Origin of the sequence: Terrirhizobium terrae (assembly GCF_030323265.1) — a bacterium.
In the GTDB taxonomy this organism is placed as follows: domain Bacteria; phylum Pseudomonadota; class Alphaproteobacteria; order Rhizobiales; family Rhizobiaceae; genus Neorhizobium.
The window spans coordinates 2444711-2467003 of record NZ_CP104992.1 but is presented as its reverse complement, the minus strand read 5'-3'; the positions used below and the strand labels follow the sequence as shown (position 1 = coordinate 2467003).

At 63.3% G+C, this 22293-nt stretch carries 19 protein-coding genes and 2 pseudogenes; 6 read left to right on the top strand and 15 right to left on the bottom strand.

Annotation, left to right across the window (positions count from 1 at the left end):
- Window positions 1-88: 88 nt before the first annotated feature.
- A complete protein-coding gene (locus tag N7E02_RS19880; protein ID WP_286579343.1) occupies window positions 89-970 on the top strand; it encodes an SMP-30/gluconolactonase/LRE family protein in 882 nt (293 codons plus the stop codon).
- 179 nt (window positions 971-1149) lie between these two features.
- Entirely contained in the window at window positions 1150-1773 is a 624-nt protein-coding gene (locus N7E02_RS19875) for a PRC-barrel domain-containing protein (protein ID WP_286579342.1), read from the top strand.
- Window positions 1774-1857: 84 nt separating this feature from the next.
- Here N7E02_RS19875 and N7E02_RS19870 read toward each other — a convergent pair.
- From N7E02_RS19870 to N7E02_RS19855, 4 genes and pseudogenes are all read right to left on the bottom strand, one after another.
- Window positions 1858-3898: pseudogene (locus N7E02_RS19870) on the bottom strand (oxidoreductase).
- A 120-nt stretch (window positions 3899-4018) separates the two neighbouring features.
- Window positions 4019-5374 carry a putative bifunctional diguanylate cyclase/phosphodiesterase gene (locus N7E02_RS19865; RefSeq protein WP_286579341.1) on the bottom strand — a complete coding sequence of 452 codons (1356 nt, stop codon included), beginning with the start codon at window positions 5372-5374 and terminating at the stop codon, window positions 4019-4021.
- 100 nt (window positions 5375-5474) lie between these two features.
- Complete coding sequence (locus N7E02_RS19860) at window positions 5475-6257, bottom strand: response regulator (RefSeq protein ID WP_286579340.1); 783 nt, start codon at window positions 6255-6257, stop codon at window positions 5475-5477.
- Window positions 6224-7156: a PAS domain-containing protein gene (locus N7E02_RS19855; RefSeq protein ID WP_286579339.1), complete on the bottom strand. Its 933-nt coding sequence runs from the start codon at window positions 7154-7156 to the stop codon at window positions 6224-6226. Before N7E02_RS19855 ends, N7E02_RS19860 begins: the two co-directional genes overlap by 34 nt.
- Window positions 7157-7501: 345 nt before the next feature.
- Here N7E02_RS19855 and mutL point away from each other — a divergent pair, with 345 nt between their 5' ends.
- Together mutL and N7E02_RS19845 are read left to right on the top strand one after the other, a co-directional pair.
- Complete coding sequence (mutL, locus tag N7E02_RS19850) at window positions 7502-9349, top strand: DNA mismatch repair endonuclease MutL (protein ID WP_286579338.1); 1848 nt, start codon at window positions 7502-7504, stop codon at window positions 9347-9349.
- Between the two features lie 167 nt (window positions 9350-9516).
- Window positions 9517-9750 carry a DUF2093 domain-containing protein gene (locus tag N7E02_RS19845; RefSeq protein WP_286579337.1) on the top strand — a complete coding sequence of 78 codons (234 nt, stop codon included), beginning with the start codon at window positions 9517-9519 and terminating at the stop codon, window positions 9748-9750.
- 6 nt (window positions 9751-9756) lie between these two features.
- Here the strand turns inward: N7E02_RS19845 and lpxK are convergent, their stop codons facing one another.
- The 6 genes and pseudogenes from lpxK to N7E02_RS19815 form a co-directional block, all read right to left on the bottom strand.
- The gene (gene lpxK, locus N7E02_RS19840) at window positions 9757-10800 is read right to left on the bottom strand and encodes a tetraacyldisaccharide 4'-kinase (protein WP_286579336.1); all 1044 of its coding nucleotides are present in this window, start codon (window positions 10798-10800) and stop codon (window positions 9757-9759) included.
- Window positions 10801-10805: 5 nt separating this feature from the next.
- Window positions 10806-11548 (bottom strand): annotated as a pseudogene (locus tag N7E02_RS19835) (HAD family hydrolase).
- Window positions 11545-12873: a lipid IV(A) 3-deoxy-D-manno-octulosonic acid transferase gene (gene waaA / locus N7E02_RS19830; protein ID WP_286579335.1), complete on the bottom strand. Its 1329-nt coding sequence runs from the start codon at window positions 12871-12873 to the stop codon at window positions 11545-11547. The pseudogene N7E02_RS19835 and the gene waaA overlap by 4 nt, the downstream one beginning before the upstream one ends.
- A gap of 152 nt (window positions 12874-13025) precedes the next feature.
- Entirely contained in the window at window positions 13026-13268 is a 243-nt protein-coding gene (locus N7E02_RS19825; protein ID WP_286579334.1) for a DUF4170 domain-containing protein, read from the bottom strand.
- A 60-nt stretch (window positions 13269-13328) separates the two neighbouring features.
- A complete protein-coding gene (locus N7E02_RS19820; RefSeq protein WP_510185301.1) occupies window positions 13329-14129 on the bottom strand; it encodes a 3'(2'),5'-bisphosphate nucleotidase CysQ in 801 nt (266 codons plus the stop codon).
- A gap of 5 nt (window positions 14130-14134) precedes the next feature.
- Window positions 14135-15481: a TldD/PmbA family protein gene (locus N7E02_RS19815; RefSeq protein ID WP_286579332.1), complete on the bottom strand. Its 1347-nt coding sequence runs from the start codon at window positions 15479-15481 to the stop codon at window positions 14135-14137.
- A 118-nt stretch (window positions 15482-15599) separates the two neighbouring features.
- Here N7E02_RS19815 and N7E02_RS19810 point away from each other — a divergent pair, with 118 nt between their 5' ends.
- Window positions 15600-17414: a monovalent cation:proton antiporter-2 (CPA2) family protein gene (locus N7E02_RS19810; protein ID WP_286579331.1), complete on the top strand. Its 1815-nt coding sequence runs from the start codon at window positions 15600-15602 to the stop codon at window positions 17412-17414.
- 19 nt (window positions 17415-17433) lie between these two features.
- Here the strand turns inward: N7E02_RS19810 and N7E02_RS19805 are convergent, their stop codons facing one another.
- Genes N7E02_RS19805 through N7E02_RS30220 form a run of 4 tightly spaced genes read right to left on the bottom strand, consistent with a single transcriptional unit; the run spans window position 17434 to window position 21034 of the window.
- Window positions 17434-18318, bottom strand: a complete 885-nt coding sequence (locus N7E02_RS19805; protein ID WP_286579330.1) for a patatin-like phospholipase family protein — start codon at window positions 18316-18318, stop codon at window positions 17434-17436.
- A 6-nt stretch (window positions 18319-18324) separates the two neighbouring features.
- A complete protein-coding gene (rsmD, locus tag N7E02_RS19800; RefSeq protein WP_286579329.1) occupies window positions 18325-18885 on the bottom strand; it encodes a 16S rRNA (guanine(966)-N(2))-methyltransferase RsmD in 561 nt (186 codons plus the stop codon).
- 3 nt (window positions 18886-18888) lie between these two features.
- Window positions 18889-19983: a hypothetical protein gene (locus tag N7E02_RS30225; protein WP_353622830.1), complete on the bottom strand. Its 1095-nt coding sequence runs from the start codon at window positions 19981-19983 to the stop codon at window positions 18889-18891.
- Window positions 19931-21034: a pseudouridine synthase gene (locus N7E02_RS30220; protein WP_353622829.1), complete on the bottom strand. Its 1104-nt coding sequence runs from the start codon at window positions 21032-21034 to the stop codon at window positions 19931-19933. The genes N7E02_RS30225 and N7E02_RS30220 overlap by 53 nt, the downstream gene beginning before the upstream one ends.
- 146 nt (window positions 21035-21180) lie before the next feature.
- On the opposite strand from N7E02_RS30220, the gene N7E02_RS19790 reads away from it, so the two are divergent.
- Window positions 21181-21636: a nucleoside deaminase gene (locus N7E02_RS19790; protein WP_286579328.1), complete on the top strand. Its 456-nt coding sequence runs from the start codon at window positions 21181-21183 to the stop codon at window positions 21634-21636.
- Window positions 21637-21654: 18 nt separating this feature from the next.
- Here the strand turns inward: N7E02_RS19790 and N7E02_RS19785 are convergent, their stop codons facing one another.
- The gene (locus N7E02_RS19785) at window positions 21655-22290 is read right to left on the bottom strand and encodes a hypothetical protein (protein WP_374730645.1); all 636 of its coding nucleotides are present in this window, start codon (window positions 22288-22290) and stop codon (window positions 21655-21657) included.
- Between the last annotated feature and the right edge of the window lie 3 nt (window positions 22291-22293).

Genomic DNA, 22293 nt, shown 5'->3' with positions numbered 1-22293 from the left:
GTTGACCATTTTCCTGGGGATGACATTTTGTAAGTCCATGCGATGGCCCCCGCAGGGAGCACCGCAAAAACATCAAGGCGAGGAAAAAATGACGACTGTCCACCCGTTCGAAGGCACCATCCTCTCGCGCTCCCCTTGCGAACTCGGTGAGGGGCCGAGCTTCGAAATGGAAAACAATACGCTCTGGTGGTTCGACATTTTGGGCAAGGCGCTTCACGAATTGAAGATGGATACGATGACGGAAAACATCCATCCGCTGCCCTTCATGGGAAGCGTGATCGCCCGCATCGACGATAAAAGCCAACTGATCGCGAGCGACAACGGCCTGTTCATCCGCGATCGCGCGACGGGCGACCTGTCGCTCCATTGCGAACTGGAGCCCAACAAGCCCGAAAACCGCTCAAATGACGGCCGGGTGCACGCCTCCGGCAGCCTGTGGATCGGCACGATGGGCAAGACCGCGCCGGATGGTGCGGGGGCGATCTATCACGTTGCCAAGGGCAAGGTGACGAAACTCTTCGATGCGATCAGCATCTCCAACTCGATCTGCTTCTCGCCGGATGGCGCCACCGGCTATTTCGTCGATACCCGCGCCAACAAGCTGATGAAGGTCGCGGTCGATCCGGCAACCGGCCTGCCGATGGGCGAGCCCACAATCTTCATCGACGGCAGCACGGACCCGGGCGGCATCGACGGCTCCGTCTGCGACGGCGAAGGCCACATCTGGAATGCCCGCTGGGGCGAGGCCGCCCTCGATCACTACGGCACCGACGGAAAGTTGATCGAACGCTATGCGCTGCCGGCCAAGCGCACCACCTGCCCCGCCTTCATCGGCGGTGGTCGCATCGCGGTTACCTCGTCATGGGAAGGACTGGACGCAGCAGGTCGTGCAGAAGATCCGATGGCAGGAAACCTGTTTGCGGTCACGACAGGCGCGAAGGAAAAATACGAATTTTCCTATAGGCTCTAAGCCCGGAAAACCGGGGATGTTTGCACCAGATCGGCACAAATCCCGCCTCTCAAGTCCGTAAAATCGTGGAACGAAACCTCTTCTGTCGTTGTTTGCCTATCGAAGCCCGCGGTGAGAACACAAGAAACAGACCGCGGGCCGAGCTGAACGACAAGAACAAACAGAAGAGGCAGGATCCCATGAAAAAGACCCTTGGAGCACTCGTAGCCGCAGCTCTCATGACATCGACCGCGCTTGCACCCGCATTCGCACAGTCGAACAACAACGGCGCCAGCCCGGTAACGCCCGCCGCCCCGACGGCCCCGGCCGAACCGAAGGGCATGGCACCGGCACCGTCGGCCAATTCCGACATGCCGGCAACCGGTGACGCCGCCTACCTGACCCAGCAATCGGAAACGCAGGTAAGCGCCAACGATTATATCGGCAAGCAGATCTACAATTCCAACAATGAGAGTATCGGTGACGTGAACGATATCATTCTGGAAGAAAACGGCGGCATCGTCGCTGCCGTGGTCGGTGTCGGCGGCTTCCTCGGTATCGGCGAAAAGGATGTCGCCCTGCCGATGGGCAAGATCAGCATGGCCCGCGATGCCGAGAACAACAATGAAGTGCGTCTGACCACGACCGAAACAGCCGAGGCCCTGCAGGCGGCCCCGGCGTTCAAGACCCTGGGTGATCAGCAGGCCGAGACCGATGGGACGACAACGTCGTCGACGACATCCGCTCCGGCAGCAACGCCTGCAACCCCGGCAACGCCTTCCACTGGCGGCGACACGAACTCGTCGACGGCTCCCGCAAAGTAAGCGACAGCCCGGAACGAGTGGATCATCGCCAATGGCGAGACTGACGATGAGGGGCGGTGCCGCGGCGCCGCCCTTTCTCTTTGCCTACAAGAGAGAACAGAGACGCAGGGCGTCATAGATCGCCGCATGGATATTCCGGCTCGACACGGCATCACCGATCCGCACGAGGTCGAACGCGCTGTCCATATTGCGTGCAAACAGAGGCGGCTGGCGGGCGATCAGCGCCCTGTAGTCGACAGCGCCGAGATTCCGCGACAGCGGCTTCAGCTCCAGAAACAGGTCGGCATTGGCCTGGGTGCCATGCTCGACCACCACCTGCGCCACGCGCCGCTCCGTATTGGCGTCGGAGTAATCCGACCCGAGAACCGCGGTCAGGCCGTTGCCGTCGCGCCGGACGGATTTGAGCCGCGTGTTGATCGTCACCTTCACCTGCCTCTCGGCAAAGGCCTTTGCGTAAGGAACATGGTTCATGCCGCCCATTTCCGGCGCGAGGAACCGTTCCGGTGAAACCAGTTCCAGTTCGGCACCCGATGCCGCGATCACTTCCGCAGCGCTCATGCCCGGATGGCCCCCATTGTCGTCGAACAGCAATACCGGACCCGACGGCTTGACCGCACCGGCCAGGATATCCCAGCTGCTGGTGACTAGGTCTTCACCCGCATCCAACTCCGGCACCTGCGCGAAGCCGCCGGTTGCGACGACGACCAGATCCGGTTCCAGTGCCAGAACATCCGCACCCTCGGCATAGATATCGTAACGGATTTCGACGCCGAGGCGTTCGAGTTCGGCGAGCCGCCAGTCGACGATGCCGACCATTTCCTTGCGGCGCGGGTTGCGGATCAGGAGATTGACCTGCCCGCCGGCCTCTCCCGTCGCTTCCAGCACCGTCACGGCATGGCCGCGTTCGGCCAGCACGCGGGCCGCCTCCAGCCCCGCCGGTCCCGCTCCGACGACCACAGCGCGACGCGACTTCTCGGCCGGCGCGATATCATGAGGGATGAGCGCCTCGCGGCCGGTTGCCGCATTGTGAATACAGAGCGCCTCACCGCCTTCGTAGATCTCTATCGAGACAGTAGGTCGCGCCGACGCAGGGGCGGATGCGCGCCTCCTCGCCGCGCATGATCTTTGCGACGATATGCGGGTCGGCGATATGGGCGCGAGTCATGCCCACCATGTCGAGCTTGCCCTCGGCGATCGCGTGACGGGCGGTCGCGACATCGGCGATGCGGGCGGCATGGAAGACCGGGAATTTCGTCGCCGCCCTCACCTCGCCGGCAAAATCGAGATGGGGCGAGGCCCGCATGCCCTGGATCGGGATGACCTCGTTCAGCGAGGCATCGTGATCGATATGGCCACGGATGACATTGAGGAAATCGACATTGCCGGATGCCACAAGTCGGCGGGCGATCTCGATCCCCTCCTCCTTCGACAGGCCCTTCTCCCAGTCCTCATCCGCCACCATGCGGATGCCGACAATGAAGTCGGGGCCGACCGACTTGCGGATGGCGGTCAGGACCATGTCGGAAAAGCGCATGCGGTTTTCCAACGATCCGCCGAATTCATCCTCGCGACGATTGGTGGCGGGCGACCAGAACTGGTCCATCAGGTGGCCATAGGCTTCGATCTCGATCCCGTCGAGGCCGCCTTCCTGCATGCGGGCCGCCGCATCGGCATAGTCGGCGACGATCCGTTCGATGTCCCAGTCCTCCATCTCCTTCGGAAAGGCGCGGTGGGCGGGTTCGCGAATCGGCGACGGGGCCAGAACGGGCAGCCAGTTGCCCTTGTTCCAGTTGGTGCGCCGGCCGAGATGGGTGAGCTGGATCATCACGGCCGTGCCGTGCTCATGACAGTCGTCTGTCAGCTTCCTCAGCCACGGCACGATCTCGTCCTTGTAGGCGAGCAGATTGCCGAAGGCGGGCGGGCTGTCCGCCGAGACGCTGGCCGAGCCCGCCGTCATGGTCATGGCGATGCCGCCCTTGGCCTTTTCCAGATGATAAAGCCGGTAGCGATCCTTCGGCATCCCGTCCTCGGAATAGGCCGGCTCATGGGCGGTCGACATGATGCGGTTTTTCAGCCGCAGATGCTTGAGCTGAAACGGCTGTAGCAGGGGATCGTTGGATGTCAACATCGGAAGGTCTCACGCCAGCAAAAGACCCATCATCGCGCAGGCGGCAAATCATGGCGAGGACCAGACGCGGCGCGGACTATCCGCCATGCGCCGTCATCGTGCTTAAGGCAGGCCCGTTCAGATGCGCTCGATCATCATGAAGTCGTGGTAGTGCTCGTGGAGATATTGGAGGGTCGAGGCGCCGTCCTTGGGCCTGCCGTAATACCAGCCCTGCCCCATGCCGCAGCCGAGCGCGCGCAGCATCTCGACATCCGCTTTCTCCTCGATGCCTTCGGCGACAACTTCGAGGTCGAGCCCCTGGCACATGGCGATGATGGCGCGAACGATATGTTCGGAGGCGCGGTCGGAGGTGATGCGGGAGATGAAGGCCCGGTCGATCTTGACCTTGTCGAAGGTGAAATCGCGCAGGCGCCCGAGGCTCGACTGGCCGGTGCCGAAATCGTCGAGCGAGATGCGCACGCCCTTCTGTCTCAGGTCAGAAATGATCCGCTCCGCCGTGTCGGCAGAGGTCATGACCGCGGTCTCGGTGATCTCCAGCTCCACCCGCCGCGGATCGAGGCCGACGCGCGACAGCGTCGAGAGGATATTGCCCGATGTGCCGGGGTCCATCAGCTGGGCCGAGGACAGATTGAAGGAAAGAAACAGTTCGCGCGGCCAGGACAGTGCGGCTTCCGCCGCCTTGCGCAGCAACGTGTCGGACAGGGCGTCGATGAAGCCGCGTTCTTCGGCGAGCGGCACGAAGCTTGCCGGTGAGACGGGACCGAGATCAGGATCGTTCCATCGGGCGAGCGCCTCGAAACCGGCTACCATGCCGTCGCGGATGCGCACGATCGGCTGAAAATGAACGTCGACCGCATCCGAAATGATCGCGTGGCGCAGCGCCTGCTCGATCTGCGTCGCGCGCCGCATTTCCTGGGCGATTTCGGTCGAATAGACGGTGATCTGCGCCCGGCCGCGGCGCTTGGAGCGATAAAGCGCGGTCTCGGCGCTTTTCAGCAATTCCTCGAATTCCTCCCCGGCAAAGGGATAGATGGCGAACCCGAAGGAGGCGGAAAGCCGAACATTGCGGTCACCCAGATCATAGGGCGCCGACAAAACGTCCTTCATCATCTGGCCGATACGCTCGGCACCGAGACGCTCGAAGACGAGCGGCAGGACGAAGGCGAATTCATCCCCGTCATGGCGGGTGACTGTGGCGCCATCCGGGATGCAGGCCTTCAGGCGATGAGCCACCTGACAGAGGATTTCGTCGCCGGCCTCGGAACCGAACAGATCGTTGATCGGCTTGAAACCGTCCAGATTGGCGATGCAGATGGTGAAAGGTGCGGGATCGTCCGCGCGCTCGGCAGCCAGAAGCTTCACCTTGTCGCGCAGGCGGTAGCGATTGCCGAGCCCGGTCAGCGGATCGCTGTATGCCATGGCCTGCAGCTCGTTCTGGCTGACCTGCGGCAATGGTTTGACCGCTGAGTTCATGAATATCCCGCCCTCGAATTGCCGGCAGAATGCTTGACAAAGATTAAGAAACCTTGCCGTGCAAAGTCGCAGATGTGCTAATCTGCGACGCGTATTGATCTCAGGATGCGATCAATCTATCGGCGTCGCGCCGGTCGTCCGCGTCTACGAGAAACCGCCTGAAGACGGCGTCGAGCGCCTCGGGGCTGATCGGCTTCAGGATCACGTCGTCCATGCCGGCGCCGAAGCAGCTTTCGCGATCACGGTCAAATGCCTGGGCCAATACGCCGATGATTGGTACAGGAGCCGCATTGCCCTCCAATGCGCGGATCGCAGCAGAGGCCTCGAAGCCGGTGAGCTTCGGCAGAGTGACGTCCATCAACACCAGACGCGGCGAATATTGCCGCCACAGGCGCACCGCCTCTTCGCCATCCACGGCGAGCGCATAGCGATAGCCGAAGCTTTCAATGATCTGGGAAAAGACGATCTGGTTCACCTCGTTGTCCTCGGCGACGAGAACGTCGATCCCGCGATCCTCCTCAGTAGCGCCGACACGCCAGTCCTCCGATGGAGATACGATCATCTCCTCCGAGGCCCGCGTGAGTTCGGCACTTACAAACAGCGGCAGATCGTTCTTGAGCATAAGGGGATCGACCCTCAGCACAGGCGTTGCATGGGCATCGGCGACCTGTACGCAGTCGCCACTCACACGAGTATCGACGACAACCAGATCGATACGTATGTCCGATTCAGACGCAAGCTGGAGGAAAAGCGCAAGTTCGCCCGGTCCCGAGACGGCAGAAACATCGGCTCCCTGATCCTCGAGAATCGCGACCGCGCGGGCCTCGGTCTCCGCGGAAGCAGCGACGATCAGGATCTTCGCATCGGCGATGTCTGCCCGCACAGGGGCTTCGGCAACGCTGGACCTTCCCTGCGGGTAAGATCGATCTCGACGAGATCTTCTTCCTTGATCAGCGGCACCAACGGACGGCCCTCGCCTTCCTGGCCAACAAGTGCGGAGACATCGTGTTTCAGCGTCACGAGATAGTAGCGACCGGGCTTGCCGACGCGGTACTTGTGCACGACGACGATCGCCGTCGATCCGTCCGGCCGGATGATGCGTTCGGGAAGATCGACAGGCTCGCCGGTTTCATAGACCTGGCGATTGATCGGACCGAGGCGTTCCTCGAGCGCCGGCGGGTTGATCTCGGCCCCACTATTGCCGAGAATCGCATCGGCGTTCAGATCGAGAAAATCGCAATTGGCCCGGTTGATGGCGACGAAGGTGCCGTTACCGTCTTTGACGGAAATCGGAAAAGGCAGGTTGTCCAGAACCTCCTCGGTGATCTGGACCCGTTCTGTGTCGAGCCGCCACTGGTCTTCGCGTCGCTTCTGCTCGGAGACGTCCTTGACGACACAGACGCCGTAACCCGAGGGCAGACGACGCTTGGTAATGCGTAGCCACCGATCCTGGCCGATGCATTCCAGCGCTTCGGCCCGTTCCTTCCACATTCCCGAAATCTGCTCGGCGAGCCAGCCTTCCCGGTTTAGCGTGCGTCTCTGACCGTAGGCATCGGTACCCAGATGGATACCGGAATCATAGACTTCAACGAGCAGATCACGCAGGCGCGTCCCCGGCGACATCAGTTCTTTCGCGACCGAAAGGAGCGCTGCAAACTGCTGGCTGGCAAAGACAATCTGATCGTTCTTGTCACATAGAAGCACGCCCGCGGACACACCTTCGGACATCGCTTCCAGAATGGCAGACTGAATGTTCGGATCCGCCGAGTCCAAATCATTCATGGGATGAAACTCCGTATGCTTTCAGGCCGGCCTGCAGCCGCGCCCGGTCAACCAACCCCACGCACGATCGGCGAGGCTTCCTTCACGTCCGGTCAGATCGGTAGGGTGGGACATGCTGGCTCCAAGTCTTCAACGGGCGGCCGAACCAAAGTGACGGTGCCCAGCTGGCCGCCACGTCAGTCGCTCGCGGAGAGTGAGACTCTCCCGGTTTCATCCATTTCAACAGTTAGAGACTATCAGGTTTCTCTTAAGGCCCCATTAATGACAAATCGCAGCCGCCCTATTACCGAGGGATAATCGTCTTCCACCCTTTCCTCCGACCGTCGAATCCCCGAAAATAGAGCCATGCCCGTACAGCTCCTGCCAGAAACCCTGATCAACCAGATCGCCGCCGGCGAGGTCATCGAAAGACCGGCCAGCGCGACGAAGGAACTGGTCGAAAACGCGATCGACGCCGGCGCGACCCGTATAGAGATCGCCACCGCGGGTGGCGGCAAGAGCCTGATCCGCATCACCGACAACGGCTCCGGCATGAATGCCGCCGATCTGGAGCTTGCGGTCCGCCGCCATTGCACGTCAAAGATTTCGACGACGCTCGACGACATTCACACGCTCGGCTTTCGCGGCGAGGCGCTGCCCTCGATCGGCTCCGTCGCGCGACTGACGATAACCAGCCGCCGCCAGGGCGAGGCTGAAGGCTATCAGGTTTCCGTCAATGGCGGACAGGCCTCCACGGTCAAGCCGGCGCCCGCCAATGCCGGCACGGTGGTCGAGGTCCGCGACCTGTTCTTCGCCACCCCTGCCCGTCTCAAGTTCATGAAGACCGAGCGGGCCGAAGCGGCCGCGATCACCGAAGTCGTCAAGCGGATGGCCATCGCCTTCCCGCAGATCCGTTTCGTGCTCTCCGGCTCCGACCGTTCGACGCTCGAATTTCCTGCGACCGGCGACGATCGGCTGGCGCGGATGGCGCAGGTGCTGGGGTCGGAGTTCAAGGAAAATTCGATCGAGATCGAGGCCGCTCGCGAGGACGTGTCGCTTTCCGGCTTTGTCGGCGTACCGACCTTCCACCGCGGCAACTCCGCCCACCAGTTCGCCTTCGTCAATGGCCGGCCGGTGCAGGACAAGCTGATCCTGTCGGCGATCCGCGGCGCCTATGCCGAGCAGATGCCGGCAGGTCGTTATCCCGTCGCGGTGCTCTCCATCGAACTGGACCCGGCGCTGGTCGACGTCAACGTCCACCCGGCCAAGGCCGATGTGCGCTTCCGTGATCCGCAACTCGTGCGTGGGCTGATCGTCGGCGCAATCCGGCAGGCACTGCATCGGGAGGGCGACCGTGCCGCGACGACCGGGGCCGCCGCCATGCTGCGCGCCTTCCAGCCGGGATTTGCGGAAAGTCCGAGGCCGGCGACGCAGCAATACGCATGGCCGCAGCCTTCCGCTCCCCAGGCGCCGTGGTCGGCGTCCTCATCCGTGTCCCGGCCGCTCGATCTCGCTGCTGCTGTGCCCTATCAGGCGCGCCCGACCCAGTCCGGCTTCGAAGCCTTCGCAGCGCCGACCGCGCGGGCAGATACTGTTTCCGAGCCTGCCTATACACCCGAGACGACAGCCGCCGGATACCGGCTCGGCGCGGCCCGAGCGCAGGTGCACGAGAACTATATCGTCGCCCAGACGGAAAGTGGGCTCGTCATCGTCGACCAGCACGCCGCCCATGAGCGCCTCGTTTACGAAAACCTGCGCAAGGCGCTGGAAAGCGACCGCCTCGCCTCGCAGGTTCTGCTGATCCCCGACATCATCGACCTGCCGGAGGAAGACTGCGACCGGCTGATGGCCCATGCGGAAGATCTCGACCGGCTGGGACTCGCGATCGAGCGCTTCGGCCCGGGTGCTGTCGCCGTGCGCGAGACGCCGGCCATGCTCGGTGAGGTCGATGCCTCTGCGCTGGTGCGCGATCTCGCCGACGAGATCGCCGAATGGAACACAGCAAGCGGATTGCGCAACAAGCTCGAATATATCGCCGCGACCATGGCCTGCCACGGTTCGGTCCGCTCCGGTCGGCGACTGAAGCCGGACGAGATGAACGCCCTGCTGCGGCAGATGGAAGCCACACCCGGCTCCGGCACCTGCAATCACGGCAGGCCGACCTATATCGAGCTCAAACTCGCGGATATCGAGCGGCTGTTCGGCCGAAGCTGAATACGCCAAGGTGTTTTACCGGCGGCAAAGGACCTTCAAAGCCTGTGCATCGGAGGCCATGCTTTAAGGTTTTCGCGGCGCGGTTCCGAATTTTTGGGCCGATCGCTGGAAATGGCGCCCGGTTCAGGTTAGACGGTGTGCCCATGTTTTTCGGCAGGAGACCCAGGATGAACCGGTTTGAGGGAAGCGGCTTTCGCGAAGCCAAGATCCGCTATCTCGACGGCGACTACCAGATCCTGAGTGCCGGGTCCTATGTCGTCTGCGCCATGACCGGTGTACAGATCCCCATCGACGAGCTGCGCTACTGGAGCGTCGTCCGTCAGGAAGCCTATGCCGATTGCGAAACCTCGCTCGAGGCCGAAAAGCGCGCCGGCGCCCTGCCTAACCAGAAACGGGCCTGATCCCGCTCAGCTTTTAGCCGAACCTTCACGCAGCCGGCGTTCGCGGAAATTGCGGAATGCCGTTTCGATGATCGCGGCCGGTGCGCGCGGATCGTCGAAAACCATGTCGATCTCCACGATCTTCGAGCGCTCCAAGAGCGTGCGGGCAACGCCCGAATGCCCGGCGAGACGGGCCGCATCCTTCGCCGTTGTGACGAGAGTGAGGTTCTCGCGCCCGGCATCGTCCAGCAGCGACCGTATCTCGTCATCGCTAAAATAGTGGTGATCGGGGAAGGAACGGGTCTTGCCGATCCGGCCACCGACCGCCTCGACCGTGCGGTAGAATTTCGCCGTATCGGCGATGCCGGCATAGGCGAATACGGTCTGGCCGGCGAGTGCCTTTGCATCATGCGGCTGGATAGAGGCCACGTAAATGGCCTTTCCGGCACGGGCCGCCTGGCGGACCAGGGCATCGGCCGCCTCGCCATTGCCGACCTTGAGGATTGCCGACAGCTGCCGCATCTGTTCGGCGATCGGTGCTCTCACCGGGCCTCCCGGCACGAGATGGCCGTTGCCGATGCCGCGCATGGTCTCGATGACGACCAGCGCATAATCAAGATGAAGCCGCGCGCTCTGGAAACCGTCATCCATGATGATCAGGTCGGCACCCTCGGCTGCCAGCCTCTTGGCACCCTCGACGCGGCGCCTCGATATGACTGTCATCGTCTCGGCAGCGAGCAGCAGCGCCTCATCGCCCACGGCATCGGCGCGGTGATGGTCGCGGTCGACCAGCGTCGTGACATCGAGCGACCCGCCATAACCGCGGCTCAGGAAGCCCGGCTTGTGCCCCATGGCCCTAGCGGCGCGCGCCATTGCGATCGCCGTCGGGGTCTTTCCGGCGCCGCCGACGGTGAAATTGCCGATGCAGATGACAGGGACAGGAGCGGAAGCGCGCTTCGCCGTCCGCATCCTACGACCCGCCACCTTGCCGTAGATCGCCGAGATGGGCGAGAGCGCGAAGGCGCGCCAGTCTGCCTTTTCCCACCAGAAGGGCGGCGCCTCGGACACCATGACCGCTATTCCCTTGCCATTATTTCGCGAGGAGCTGCGATGACGGTTTCGAGTGCGGTGATATCGGCCAGGCAATGATCGGCGAGTTTAGACAGCGTCTCGCGCGTGCCGGTTCCGCTGAGCACAGCAATATTCAGCCCCGCCCCGCCGGCGCGGCCCATGGCCATGTCGTGATTGTTGTCGCCGACCATCGCGACTTCAGCCGGCGCAAGACCGGTCGCCTCGCAGAAGGCGAGAAACATTCCCGGCCCCGGCTTGGCGCCGAAGCCGCTGTCGTAGCCGGCGATAAAATCGACATGGCCGGCGATGCCGAAATGTTCGGCGGTTCGGCGGATCGCCGTCTCGTTGTCGCTGGAGGCGATGCCGAGCCTCAGCCCCTTCGCCTTCAGCCCAGCGAATAATGGCGCAAGATCAGCGACGGGCACGGAGAATTCGGCAGCGCGGACGAAAAGCGCATCGAGTTCCGCCGCAAGGGTCATCGGATCGAGGGAGAGCCCGCCGCGACGAAGCCTTTGGCGATCTCTGCGGCATTGCCGGCTGCAAACAGGCTGTCGGCCATAGTCATGCCCGTGACCGGGTCCATGCCACCGGCGATCAGCAGGCGAGGTTCGAGTTCGGCATCGCCGGCGGCAGCGATACGCGCGGCCTCGCGGTTCACCGGCCCCCAGCTCTCGTCATAGCGGAGAAGCGTGCCATCCTTGTCGAACAGAATCCCCGCGATTGCAGGCGTCGGCGCGGGCGGCGTCACGGAGCACTGCCCACTGTTGCCGCCTTCGGCTGCAGCCGCGCGGAAACCGTCAGAGGGTTGATATAGGGCTCGAGCGCTTTGACCGTCTTCGACAGGGCGCCGCGCATTTCTTCCATCGCATCCTGGCCGGCATCGACCATCTTGCGACGGGCGGGATCGGTAATGATCAGGTAATGCACGGCCTTTGCCAGCATCTCGACATCCTTGACCACACGGGCACCGCCCTTGCGTACCAGATGCTGGTAGGCATCGCGGAAATTCTGGATATTCGGGCCGGTCAGCACGGCGCAGCCGATCATCGCCGGTTCCAGCGGGTTCTGGCCGCCCTCGTTCGTCAACGACCGGCCGACGAAAGCGATCTCGGTCAGACGCAGATAGAGGCCCATCTCGCCGATGCTGTCGCCGAGAAATATATCGGTCTCCGGCGTCAATGCATCATCGCGCGAACGACGGGCAACGTTGAGCCCCTCCTCCTTCAGCATCGCCTCGACGGCATCGGCGCGATCCGGATGGCGCGGCACGATGATGGTCAGCTGGCCATTCTTCGGCTTCAGCGCCCGGTGGACGACGGCGGCTGCCTTTTCTTCCCCGTCAAAGGTGGAAATGGCGGCCCAGGTCTTTCTCTCGCCGATCTGTCCCTTGTACTTGGCCAGCAGTTCCTCGTCACAGGGCGGCGGGTCGGTATCGCTCTTCAGGTTGCCGGAGACGATGACCGGCCAGGCGCCGAGATCGCGATAGCGTTCTGCATCTAGATCCGATTGGGCGACGACCAGCGCCATCTTCTCGAACAGCGCCTCGGCGATCTTGTTGTGGTTGCGCCAGCGATCGAAGGAACGGTCGGAAATGCGGGCATTGACCCTGATCTGCGGGATCTTGCGGCGGGCAAGTTCGGCCACCGTCGTCGGCCAGATTTCCGATTCCGCCGTGATCGAGGCGTCAGGCTTCCAGTAGGCGATGAAGCGCTTGATCGGGAACTTGACGTCGACAGGCGCATATTGATGGATCACCTCATCACCGAGCCTCTGCTGCACGAGGGCCGCGGAGGTAACAGTGCCGGTCGTCAGGACGACATGGATTTCCCGGCGGCGCAGCTCGCGGATCAAGGGCAGGATGGACAGTGTCTCGCCGACGCTTGCCGAATGCACCCAGACGAGCGGCCCACGCGGACGCGCAACGCTGGCATAGCCGAGGCGTTCCAGACGGCGGGAGCGATCCTCCTTGCCCTTGACGGCACGGTAGGAAAGGTAGGACCCCGCCAATGGATAAAGCGCAATGCCGGCCAGCCGATAGCCGGCAAGTGCAGCGCGAGCCAGGCCGCTGCTCATCGCATCCGCTCCCGATCGCTGACGATCGCCATCAAAGCTTTACCCCAACAGTAATATCCTGAGCCGTTCTGTGTTTTACAATTACGTCAAAATAGCGGGGCTAGCGAGCCCCGTCACGATATGACTAACTGTCATAATTAACGGATCTTGCCTCAGGCCGACTTGACTTCCGGCTCGAGCAACCGGTGCATGTGCACGATGAAATAGCGCATCTCGGCATTGTCGACTGTGGCCTGGGCCTTCGCCCGCCAGGCGATCAGCGCGCTGGCATAGTCCGGGTAGATGCCGACGATGTCGAGAGCCGAGAGGTCCTTGAACTGGACGCCTTCAAGGCTGGCAAGCTCACCACCGAAGACCAGGTGAAGAAGCTGTTTCTTGTCGCTCGATTCCGTCATTTCATTCGTCCCGTCCGTTGTATTACAGGTCCCCTCCTCTGCTGCATTCCTCGGCAAAGGTCAACCCGCCGCGCCAGTCAACAAATGCGGAAGAAGTGCCTGCCGGGCTTCGGTCGTGCCGGCCAGCAGAACACCATGGCTGACCGCCTGACGATTATAGGAAAGCGGCCGTCCCTGAAGATCGGTCAGGGCACCGCCCGCACGCTCAAGAATGAGATCGGCGGCGGCGAGATCCCAGTCGTGGGAATCCGCCTTCACGATCGTGCCATCGATGCGTCCATCGGCCGCCATGGCCAGCCGATAAGCCAGCGAGGGTACATGCGACACGCGACGGATGCGGAGATCGGTGGTCAGCCGATTTACGATCCGCTCGTCTGCGGCGAGAACCAGCTCGCCATCGTCACCGACGCTTCCGACAGTAATGGAAACGCCATTCTTCAAGGCAGGACCACCTGCGGCCGCGGAAAACTCCTCGTTCAGCGCAGGCGCCACGAGAACACCGGCAACCGGCCGGCCCTGATAGACGACGGCGACCGATACGCACCAGGTCGCCTTGCCGGCGATGAAAGCCCGCGTTCCATCGATCGGATCGATGACGAAAACGGTCTTGCGGGAAAGCCGCGTATCGTCGTCATCGGTCTCTTCCGAAAGCCAACCGTAATCGGGACGCGCCTTCAACAGGACGGATTGAAGATGATCGTTAGCGGCGAAATCGGCGGCGCTGACCGGAGAGCGCCCCTCGTTCTTCCACCAGACTTCCGGCTCATGTCCGAAGAAGCGGTTGGCGATCTCGCCGGCTCCCCGCGCAGCGTCGAGGATCAAAGCGAGGTCGTCATCCCAAGATGTGCGAGCCTCGGCCATGATGCTCACCGTCCCGCCAGCGTCATGCCGTCGATCGCGATGGTCGGGGAGGCGACGCCGTATTTGCGGTCGATGTCGTTTGCAGGGGTGACCCGCATGAACATGTCCTTGAGATTGGACGCGATCGTGACTTCCGAGACCGGGAAGGAGAGCTTGCCATTCTCGATCCAGAAGCCGCTGGCGCCGCGCGAATATTCGCCGGTGATCATGTTGACGCCCTGGCCGATCAGCTCTGTCACATAAAGCCCAGTACCGACCTGCGCGATCAGGTCTTCCGGCGAGATGTCGCCCGGTTCGAGCGCGAGATTGGTCGAGGCAGGGCCGACCGAGTTGCCGCCACGCACGCCGCGGCCATTGGTGGAGAGGCCGAGCTCCTTGCCGGTCGAGGTCGACAGGAACCAGTGCAGCAGGACGCCGTCCTCGATCATGGTCAGCCGCTCGCCGGAAACTCCTTCGCCATCGAAGGGACGCGAGGAGGAGCCACGGACGACAAGCGGATCGTCGGTGATGTTGAGACCAGCCTTCAGCACCTGCTCGCCCATCCTGTCGCGCAGGAAGCTGGTCTTGCGCGCAACCGAGGCGCCGTTGATGGCGCCGGCGATATGGCCGACAAAGCCGCGCGCCATGCGCGGATCGAAGACGACGGTGACGTTGCTGGCGGTCTCGACCTGGCGCGGGTTGACGCGGGCGACGGTGCGCTCGCCGGCGCGGTGGCCGATCAGTTCCGGTGCATCGAGATCGGCGGCATAGAGGCGGCTGTCGAAATCGTAGTCGCGCTCCATCTTGGTGCCCTCGCCGGCGATGACGCTGACGGAGCGGCCGAAGCGAGAGGCCATGTAGGAACCGGAAAAGCCGTGGGAGGTGACGAGCACCATGCCGCCCATGCCGGCGGATGCGCCGGCACCGGAGGAGTTGGAGACGCCGGAGACGCCGAGTGCCGCCGATTCCATCGCAAGTGCGGTCTCGCGCAACTCGTCGGTCGACACATGGGTCGGGTCATAAAGGTCGAGATCAGGATAGGATGTCGCCAGGCGATCCGCTTCGGCGAGCGTCGCGAATGGGTCCTCCGGCGAGACCTTGGCCATGGCAACGGCACGCTCGGCCAGCGTCTTCATGTCGAAGCCGGGATTGGCGGAAACGCTCGCGACCTTCTTGCCGACGAAGACGCGCAGGGCGAAGTCGTCGTTTTCGGAAGCCTCGGTGCCTTCGACCTTGCCGAGACGGACCGAGACGGAGCGGGAATGGGAACGCACCACGACGGCATCGGCCTGATCCGCTCCTGCGGCCTTGGCCAGATCGATCAGTTCGGAAGCGCGGGCCAGAAGCGAAGCGGAATCAATTTCAGAGCTCATATTTGCAAGCCTTTCGTTCCGTCCCATTTATTGTGCGTGCTCCGACGCATCAAGGGCGCTACACCGATTCTTGACACTTGGGTTCAGCACCCCGGTCGCCCCACCGAAAGTTTACTGCATGACTGCACCCGGCTCGCTGTTTTCCGAAATGCTTCTGCTCCTTGCCGGGGCGGTCATAGCCGCACCTATCTTCCGCCGGCTGGGGCTCGGCACCGTGCTCGGTTATCTCGCGGCCGGCGTGGTCATCGGCCCGGTCCTGCAGAGCGTCAGCGATACCGAAGAAGTGCTGCATGTGGCGGAATTCGGCGTCGTCTTTCTGCTTTTCATCATCGGCCTGGAACTGAAGCCCTCGCGCCTGTGGCAGATGCGCGGCGACGTCTTTGGCCTTGGTCCGGCACAAGTGATGCTTACCGGCGCCGCACTTGCGGGGCTGGCACTCTGGACCGGGATGTCCGACTGGCGCGGCAGTCTCGTCATCGGCTTCGGGCTGGCGCTCTCCTCCACTGCCTTTGCGCTGCAACTGCTGAATGATGCGGGCGAAATGAACAGCCGCTACGGCCAGCGATCCTTCTCGGTCCTGCTTTTCCAGGATCTCGCGATCGTGCCTCTCCTGGCGCTGATCACGGTTCTGGCGCCCGGCACGGAGGAACAGGCGGCGACGCCTCTGATCGATTTCGGCGTCGCGGTGGCGGCGGTCATGGCAGTGGTCATCGCCGGCAAATATCTCCTGAACCCGATGTTCCAGATCATCGCTAAGGCGGGTGCGCGCGAGGTGATGATCGCGGCGGCACTTCTCGTCGTGCTCGGGGCTGCGGCCGCGATGCAGGCGGTCGGGCTATCCATGGCGATGGGCTCCTTCCTTGCCGGCGTTATGCTCGCCGAATCCTCCTACCGACACGAGCTGGAAGCCGATATCGAGCCTTTCCGCGGCCTGCTTCTGGCACTGTTCTTCGTTGCCGTCGGCCTGTCGCTCGAAGTCGATGTGATCGTCGAGAACATCCTCTTCATCATCCCGGCCGTGCTCGTCTTCATGGCGGTGAAGATGCTTGTCGTCTACGCGCTCTGCCGCCTCTGGGGCTCGCCGCACAACGATGCGATGCAGATTGCCTCACTGCTGCCCCAGGGCGGTGAGTTCGCTTTCGTTCTGTTCACCACGGCCACCGCCGCGGGCTTGCTGTCGTCTTCTACGGCGTCGCTGTTGATCGCCATCGTGACCCTCTCCATGGCACTGACCCCGCTCGGGGCGGCCCTTGCCAAGCGCTTTCTTAATGGCGAGACGCGGGAAGAGTTGGAGGAAAATTTCGAAGGCGCCGGCGCCGATGTGATGATGATCGGCTTCTCCCGTTTCGGGCAGATTGCCGCGCAGATACTTCTCGCCGGCGGGTCAAGCGTTACCGTCATCGACGATTCCGCCGATCGCATCAGGCAGGCGGCGAACTTTGGCTTCCGCATCTATTTCGGCGATGGCACCCGCAAGGACGTGCTGATCTCGTCCGGCATCGAACGGGCGAAGATCGTCGTCGTTTGCACCCAAAAGCGGGAGACGACCAATCGCATCGTCGAGCTGATCCGATCGGATTTCCCGACCGTGCGCGTCTTCGCCCGCTCCTATGATCGCGTCCGCTCCCTCTATCTGCGCGAACAGGGGATCGAATACGAGCTGCGCGAAACGCTGGAATCCGGTCTGCTCTTCGGCCGGCGCACGCTGGAGGCGCTGGGCATGTCGGAAGCGGCCGCCGAGGAGATCGGCAACGACATCCGCCGCCGCGACGAGGAGCGGCTGGAGATACAGGCGGTCCAGGGACTGGGTGCCGGGCGGGCACTGCTGTTCAACGAGCCGGTCAAGCCGGAGCCGCTGATCAAGCCAAAGCGTGCCAATGTGGAGAATGCGGAGGAGGACGCTTCCACCGGTGTTTCGATTGGGAAGTGGTAGCTCGGCACCGACGCCGGTGTCAGCGATTACTCTCGAAGGCTGTCTCCAGCGCATCGACCGCCCGTTTCAGCTCGTCCTTGACGTGTTCGGACTCGTCGAGGATTTCGCGGGCACGCAGGAAATCCAAGACTCGAAAACGGTTGACCTGCGGGCGCAGGAAGATGTGCGGTGGGTTGAGCTTAAGTTTTAGCGAGATGCTGGCCTGCATGGTGAGCTGGCTTGCGCCGAACAGGCTGTCGATACGGCTCGGCGGATGGGTGCCGTCGCCCTCCGGCGCGCCGACGACATCGACGGCGATGACAACGTCCGCAAGTTCCAGCAGCGGCTCGTAGGGAATGGGGTTAAGCACGCCGCCGTCGATCATCACCCGGCCATTGACCCAGACCGGCATGAACAGGCCGGGAATGGCGGCGGAGGCCGCGATCGCCTCGCGCAGCTCGCCGGTCTCCAGCACCACTTCCGCCTGGCCGTAATAGTCGGTCGCGGAAATCTTCAATGGGATGGCGAGATCGGCAAAATCCCGCGGGATTTCCGGCGGCAGGAAGGCTTCGAGGATCGGTTCCAGATTGAAATGGCCGAAGCGGAAGCCGCCGAGCTTGTCGCGCATAGAGGCGGGACCGAGCGCCCAGAGACGGTTCAGAAGATAGTTGCGGGTGCCGACCGTCTGCAGCGTATAATCCCGGATATCGGCGCCGCGCATGCCCGACGCCATGCCGGCGCCCATGATCGCACCGATTGAGGAACCGGAGATGGCGACCGGCCGGATGCCGATCTCGTCCAGCGCCTCGATGACGCTGATATGGGAAATGCCCCTAGCCCCGCCGCCGCCGAAAGCCACCGCATAACGAAGACCGTTGGCGGTCTCGTCTGCGTTGAGATCTGGCAGGCTGATGCGGGTGTTCATGGTTCGTCAGCCCGGCTCGTAGCGATAGAATTCCACACGGGTATCGCCGAACATACGGCTTTCCAGCGGCTTGAACACCGGATCGACATCAAGCTCGACATCCGCCTTTTCTTCCAGAACCACCAGCGCGCCCGGCACCAGCCAGCCGCCGGCATGAGCCGCATAAAGCGCCCGTTCGCCGAGCTTCTGGCCATAAGGCGGATCGGCGAAGAGGAAGTTGAACGGCTCGATATTGCCGATCGTGCCGAGGCTGGTCGCATCGCGGCGCAGGATGCGCGCGCGACCGTGCAGGCCGAAACTGTCGATGTTCTCCCAGAGAAGGCCGCGACCCTCGACGCCGTTCTCGACGAAGAGCGCCGTGCGGCAACCACGCGACAGAGCCTCGAGGCCGACCGCGCCGGTGCCGGCGAAGAGGTCGATCACCCGGGTGCCGTCCAGCGCTTCCGGATAGACATGGCCGATGATGTTGAACAGGCTTTCGCGCGTCCGGTCGATAGTCGGCCGGATGTCGTTCGTCTTCGGCGTGGCCAGGGCGCGGCCGCGGAATTCACCCCCAACGATGCGCATCGATCAGCCCCTCGGCGTGCGCGGCTTGCCGGCAGGACGCCCTCCGGGCCTTCCACCGCCGCCAGCCGGGCGACCACCGGGCTTGCCGCCACCGGCACCGCCACGCGAACCGCCGCCGCCGGGCTTGCCGCCGAAACCTTTCGATCCACCGGGCTTGCCGCCAAATCCAGGCTTACCGCCGGACGGTTTTCCACCAAATGGCTTGTCGCCCCGGGCCGGACGATCGCCAAAGCTGCGCTCGCCCCTGTTGTCGTCCCGTGCGGGACGGTCGCCACGCGACGGACGATCGGAGAACGGACGTTCACTGCGACCTTCGCCACGGGGACGTTCCGAACGTCCCTCGCCGCCGAACGATCGGGCCGGACGATCACCATCCTGACGCGGCTTGCGGTCACCAAATGACCGCTCGCCGGAAGACCGCTCACCTCTGGGCTTGTCGCCATAGGGACGATCGCCGCGGGGCCTGTCACCACGGGGGCCATCACCACGCGGGCGGTCACGGAAATTACCTTCTCCACGCGAACGCTCGGAGCGTCCCTCTCCGGAGAAGCGCGCGGGGCGGTCGCCATCTTCGCGGGGCTTGCGATCACCGAAGCTGCGCTCGCCTCTCGGTTTGTCGCCAAATCCGCGATCACCGCGATCGCCACGGCCTTCACGATCTCCAAAACCCCGCTTGCCGCCAAAGCCGCCCTTGTCGGACTTGTCCGGGCCGTCTGCGCGGATCCAGTCGCCATCCTCGTCGGCCGTACGATTGACCACGACGCGGCGGTCATTTTCGGGCGTCGGCTTTTTGAACAGCTGTTCCGCCTCGGCACGGGCCGAGGTCTTGCGTCCCCTGTCATCGGTGGTCGGGCGCGCGCCGGGTGCCATCCAGACATTGGTCGTGCGGCTGGTACCCATCGGCGTACGCTTCTTCGGTTTCTCATCGCCGAAGTCGCGATCGCGTGCCTTGTCGCCGAACTTGCCCGCGGGCTTGCCGCCGAACTTGCGGTCGTCCCGCTTGGTGTCGAGACGGCCGAGTGCACGCTCGCGGCGATCTCCGCGGTCATCCCCCTGGCGCCACCTCGGTCGCTCCCCGATCATTGACGCGATCGCCACGATCGCCGGCCCAGCCGCGCTCTGCCTTTTCGGCACGCTGAGGCTTGTCGTCCTCAGCGCCGCGCTCGTTATAGAGCGGCGCTTCGAAATTCGCCTTCGCCTCATCGATGAGGCGCGGGCCGAGCTGGTCGCGCAGGGTGCGGCCGCGCACTTCCAGCGCCTCGCCTTCCGGCAGATCGCCGAGCTGGAACGGACCGTAGGAGATGCGGATCAGGCGGTTGACCTCAAGGCCGAGGGCGCCGAGCACGTTCTTGATCTCGCGGTTCTTGCCTTCGCGCAGGCCCATGGTGATCCAGACGTTGCGGCCCTGGCTGCGGTCGAGCGTCGCCTCGATCGAACCGTAGAGAACGCCGTCGACGGCAATACCGTCCTTCAGCTTGTCGAGTGCTTCCTGATCGACCTCGCCATGGGCGCGCACGCGGTAGCGGCGCAACCAGCCGGTGGTCGGCAGTTCGAGCGTCCGAGACAGGCCGCCGTCATTGGTCAGCAGCAGCAGGCCTTCGGTATTGATGTCGAGGCGACCGATCGAAAGAACCCGCGGCAGACCTTCCGGCAGGTTGTCGAACACGGTGGGACGGCCTTCCGGATCGGAATTGGTCGTCACCAAGCCGCCGGGCTTGTGGTAGAGCCACAAGCGCGTGCGCTCGATGCCGCGGATCGGCACGCCATCGACTTCGATCTTGTCGTCCAGCGTCACGTTGATGACCGGCGTGTCGAGAACCTTGCCGTTCAGGGTGACGCGGCCGTCGAGGATCATCCGCTCGATGTCGCGGCGCGACGCCACGCCGGCGCGGGCGAGTATCTTGGAAATGCGCTCGGGCTTGCCGTCACCGGCCGTCGAGCCTGCGTCGGCCGCGAATTCCTCACGCTTGGCGGAGCGCACCTGCTTCTTCGGCGCAGCGTCCGCCTTGGCGCGGGTCTTTGCCGGCGCGGACGACTTTACAGCAGACTTGGCACCCGGCTTAGATGCAGTCTTGCCTTCCGCTCTGGGCTTGGTTTCGCGAACGAAGGGCTTGGCTTCGCCGCGCTTCGGCTTGTCTTTTGAATTCATTTGTTGTTTGCCTGAAGCATGATGTCGACGGACTGTGCCGGACATCCGTGTTCGTGTTGACTAGAAGATGCACGCCCGCATAGCGCGCTTCGTGTTGGATGCTTCCTACCAGTTCATGCGATCCGGGTTAAGAGGAAATCGCTGAAATGCCTAAGAGTGACGGCTTCATGGATGCCGCCCTGACAGAAGCCAGGAATGCGGCGGCACGCGGAGAGGTTCCGGTCGGCGCCGTTCTGGTCATTGACGGCGTCATCGTCGCCCGTTCGGGGAACCGCACCCGTGCCGACAATGACGTGACCGCCCATGCCGAAATCGCCGTCATTCGCGAGGCCGCCGAAAAGCTCGGCGCGGAACGGCTCGGCGGGGCCGATCTGTATGTGACGCTGGAACCCTGCACCATGTGCGCCGGCGCCATTTCCTTTGCCCGTATCCGCCGGCTTTATTACGGCGCGAACGATCCGAAGGGTGGTGCGGTGGAAAGCGGCGTGCGGTTCTTTTCGCAACCGACCTGCCACCATGCGCCGGATGTCTATTCCGGCATCGGCGAACAGGACGCCGCCGAGCTGCTCACCAACTTCTTTCGCGAACGGCGGGAAAAATAAGGCCCGGCAGGCTGAGACTTACTGGAACGGCTTCCACCAGGAAGAACCGCCGGTGCCGGCAGCCTGGGCTTCCTTCTTGCGGCGCGCTTCCTTCTTGCTCTCGGGCTCGCCGAGATCGCTCAAGGTGCCCGCATCGGCCGAGCGATATTCCGCCGGCGGCTCTGACAGCGAACGGCGGCGCGCCGTCACGTCGGTGGTCTCGGCATTCGCCTTGGCTTGACGGAAGGCTTCCCACTTTTCCGTTTCCGTCAGCTGGCCCGCCTGGCCGCGGCCCGTCAGAAGCGGCGAACGGTAATTCTGGTTTTTCTCGTTGTCCTCGGCTTCCTGGCGCAGGCGCGCACGGGTTTCTTCCGGAGACTCGACCCAGTTCGGATTGTTTTCGCGATTGGCGAGCGACTGCTGCGGCGCGGGCAGATTGCCGGCCTGCTGCTGGCCTGCGACGACCAATTGCGGACGCGGATTATAGCGGATCTTCGCCTTTTCCTCGTCACGGGTGCTGCCGAGCGCGACTGCGGCACCGAGGTCGTCACCGAGCTGCGCCATTGCAGGCTTGTCTGTGCCGTAAGTCGGACCCATGCAGCCGGAGAGAGCCACGGTCGCAGCCAGAATGCCGGCCGCAGTCATGGCCATGCTCAACGCTTTTGTCGTTTCCATCAA

Bases quoted from the DNA above. Each gene is read 5' to 3' on its own strand.
- N7E02_RS19820 (WP_510185301.1), bottom strand. From the start codon at position 14,129: ATGGCCGAGGCTCGCACATCTTGGGATGACGACCTCGCTTTGATCCTC.
- N7E02_RS19785 (WP_374730645.1), bottom strand. From the start codon at position 22,290: ATGGAAACGACAAAAGCGTTGAGCATGGCCATGACTGCGGCCGGCATT.
- N7E02_RS19810 (WP_286579331.1), top strand. From the start codon at position 15,600: ATGACTGCACCCGGCTCGCTGTTTTCCGAAATGCTTCTGCTCCTTGCC.
- N7E02_RS19875 (WP_286579342.1), top strand. From the start codon at position 1,150: ATGAAAAAGACCCTTGGAGCACTCGTAGCCGCAGCTCTCATGACATCG.
- N7E02_RS19815 (WP_286579332.1), bottom strand. From the start codon at position 15,481: ATGAGCTCTGAAATTGATTCCGCTTCGCTTCTGGCCCGCGCTTCCGAA.
- N7E02_RS30220 (WP_353622829.1), bottom strand. From the start codon at position 21,034: ATGAATTCAAAAGACAAGCCGAAGCGCGGCGAAGCCAAGCCCTTCGTT.
- N7E02_RS19865 (WP_286579341.1), bottom strand. From the start codon at position 5,374: ATGAACTCAGCGGTCAAACCATTGCCGCAGGTCAGCCAGAACGAGCTG.
- lpxK (WP_286579336.1), bottom strand. From the start codon at position 10,800: ATGGTGTCCGAGGCGCCGCCCTTCTGGTGGGAAAAGGCAGACTGGCGC.
- N7E02_RS19790 (WP_286579328.1), top strand. From the start codon at position 21,181: ATGCCTAAGAGTGACGGCTTCATGGATGCCGCCCTGACAGAAGCCAGG.
- rsmD (WP_286579329.1), bottom strand. From the start codon at position 18,885: ATGCGCATCGTTGGGGGTGAATTCCGCGGCCGCGCCCTGGCCACGCCG.
- waaA (WP_286579335.1), bottom strand. From the start codon at position 12,873: ATGAGCAGCGGCCTGGCTCGCGCTGCACTTGCCGGCTATCGGCTGGCC.
- N7E02_RS19880 (WP_286579343.1), top strand. From the start codon at position 89: ATGACGACTGTCCACCCGTTCGAAGGCACCATCCTCTCGCGCTCCCCT.
- N7E02_RS19855 (WP_286579339.1), bottom strand. From the start codon at position 7,156: ATGAATGATTTGGACTCGGCGGATCCGAACATTCAGTCTGCCATTCTG.
- N7E02_RS19805 (WP_286579330.1), bottom strand. From the start codon at position 18,318: ATGAACACCCGCATCAGCCTGCCAGATCTCAACGCAGACGAGACCGCC.
- N7E02_RS19845 (WP_286579337.1), top strand. From the start codon at position 9,517: ATGAACCGGTTTGAGGGAAGCGGCTTTCGCGAAGCCAAGATCCGCTAT.
- N7E02_RS19825 (WP_286579334.1), bottom strand. From the start codon at position 13,268: ATGACGGAATCGAGCGACAAGAAACAGCTTCTTCACCTGGTCTTCGGT.
- mutL (WP_286579338.1), top strand. From the start codon at position 7,502: ATGCCCGTACAGCTCCTGCCAGAAACCCTGATCAACCAGATCGCCGCC.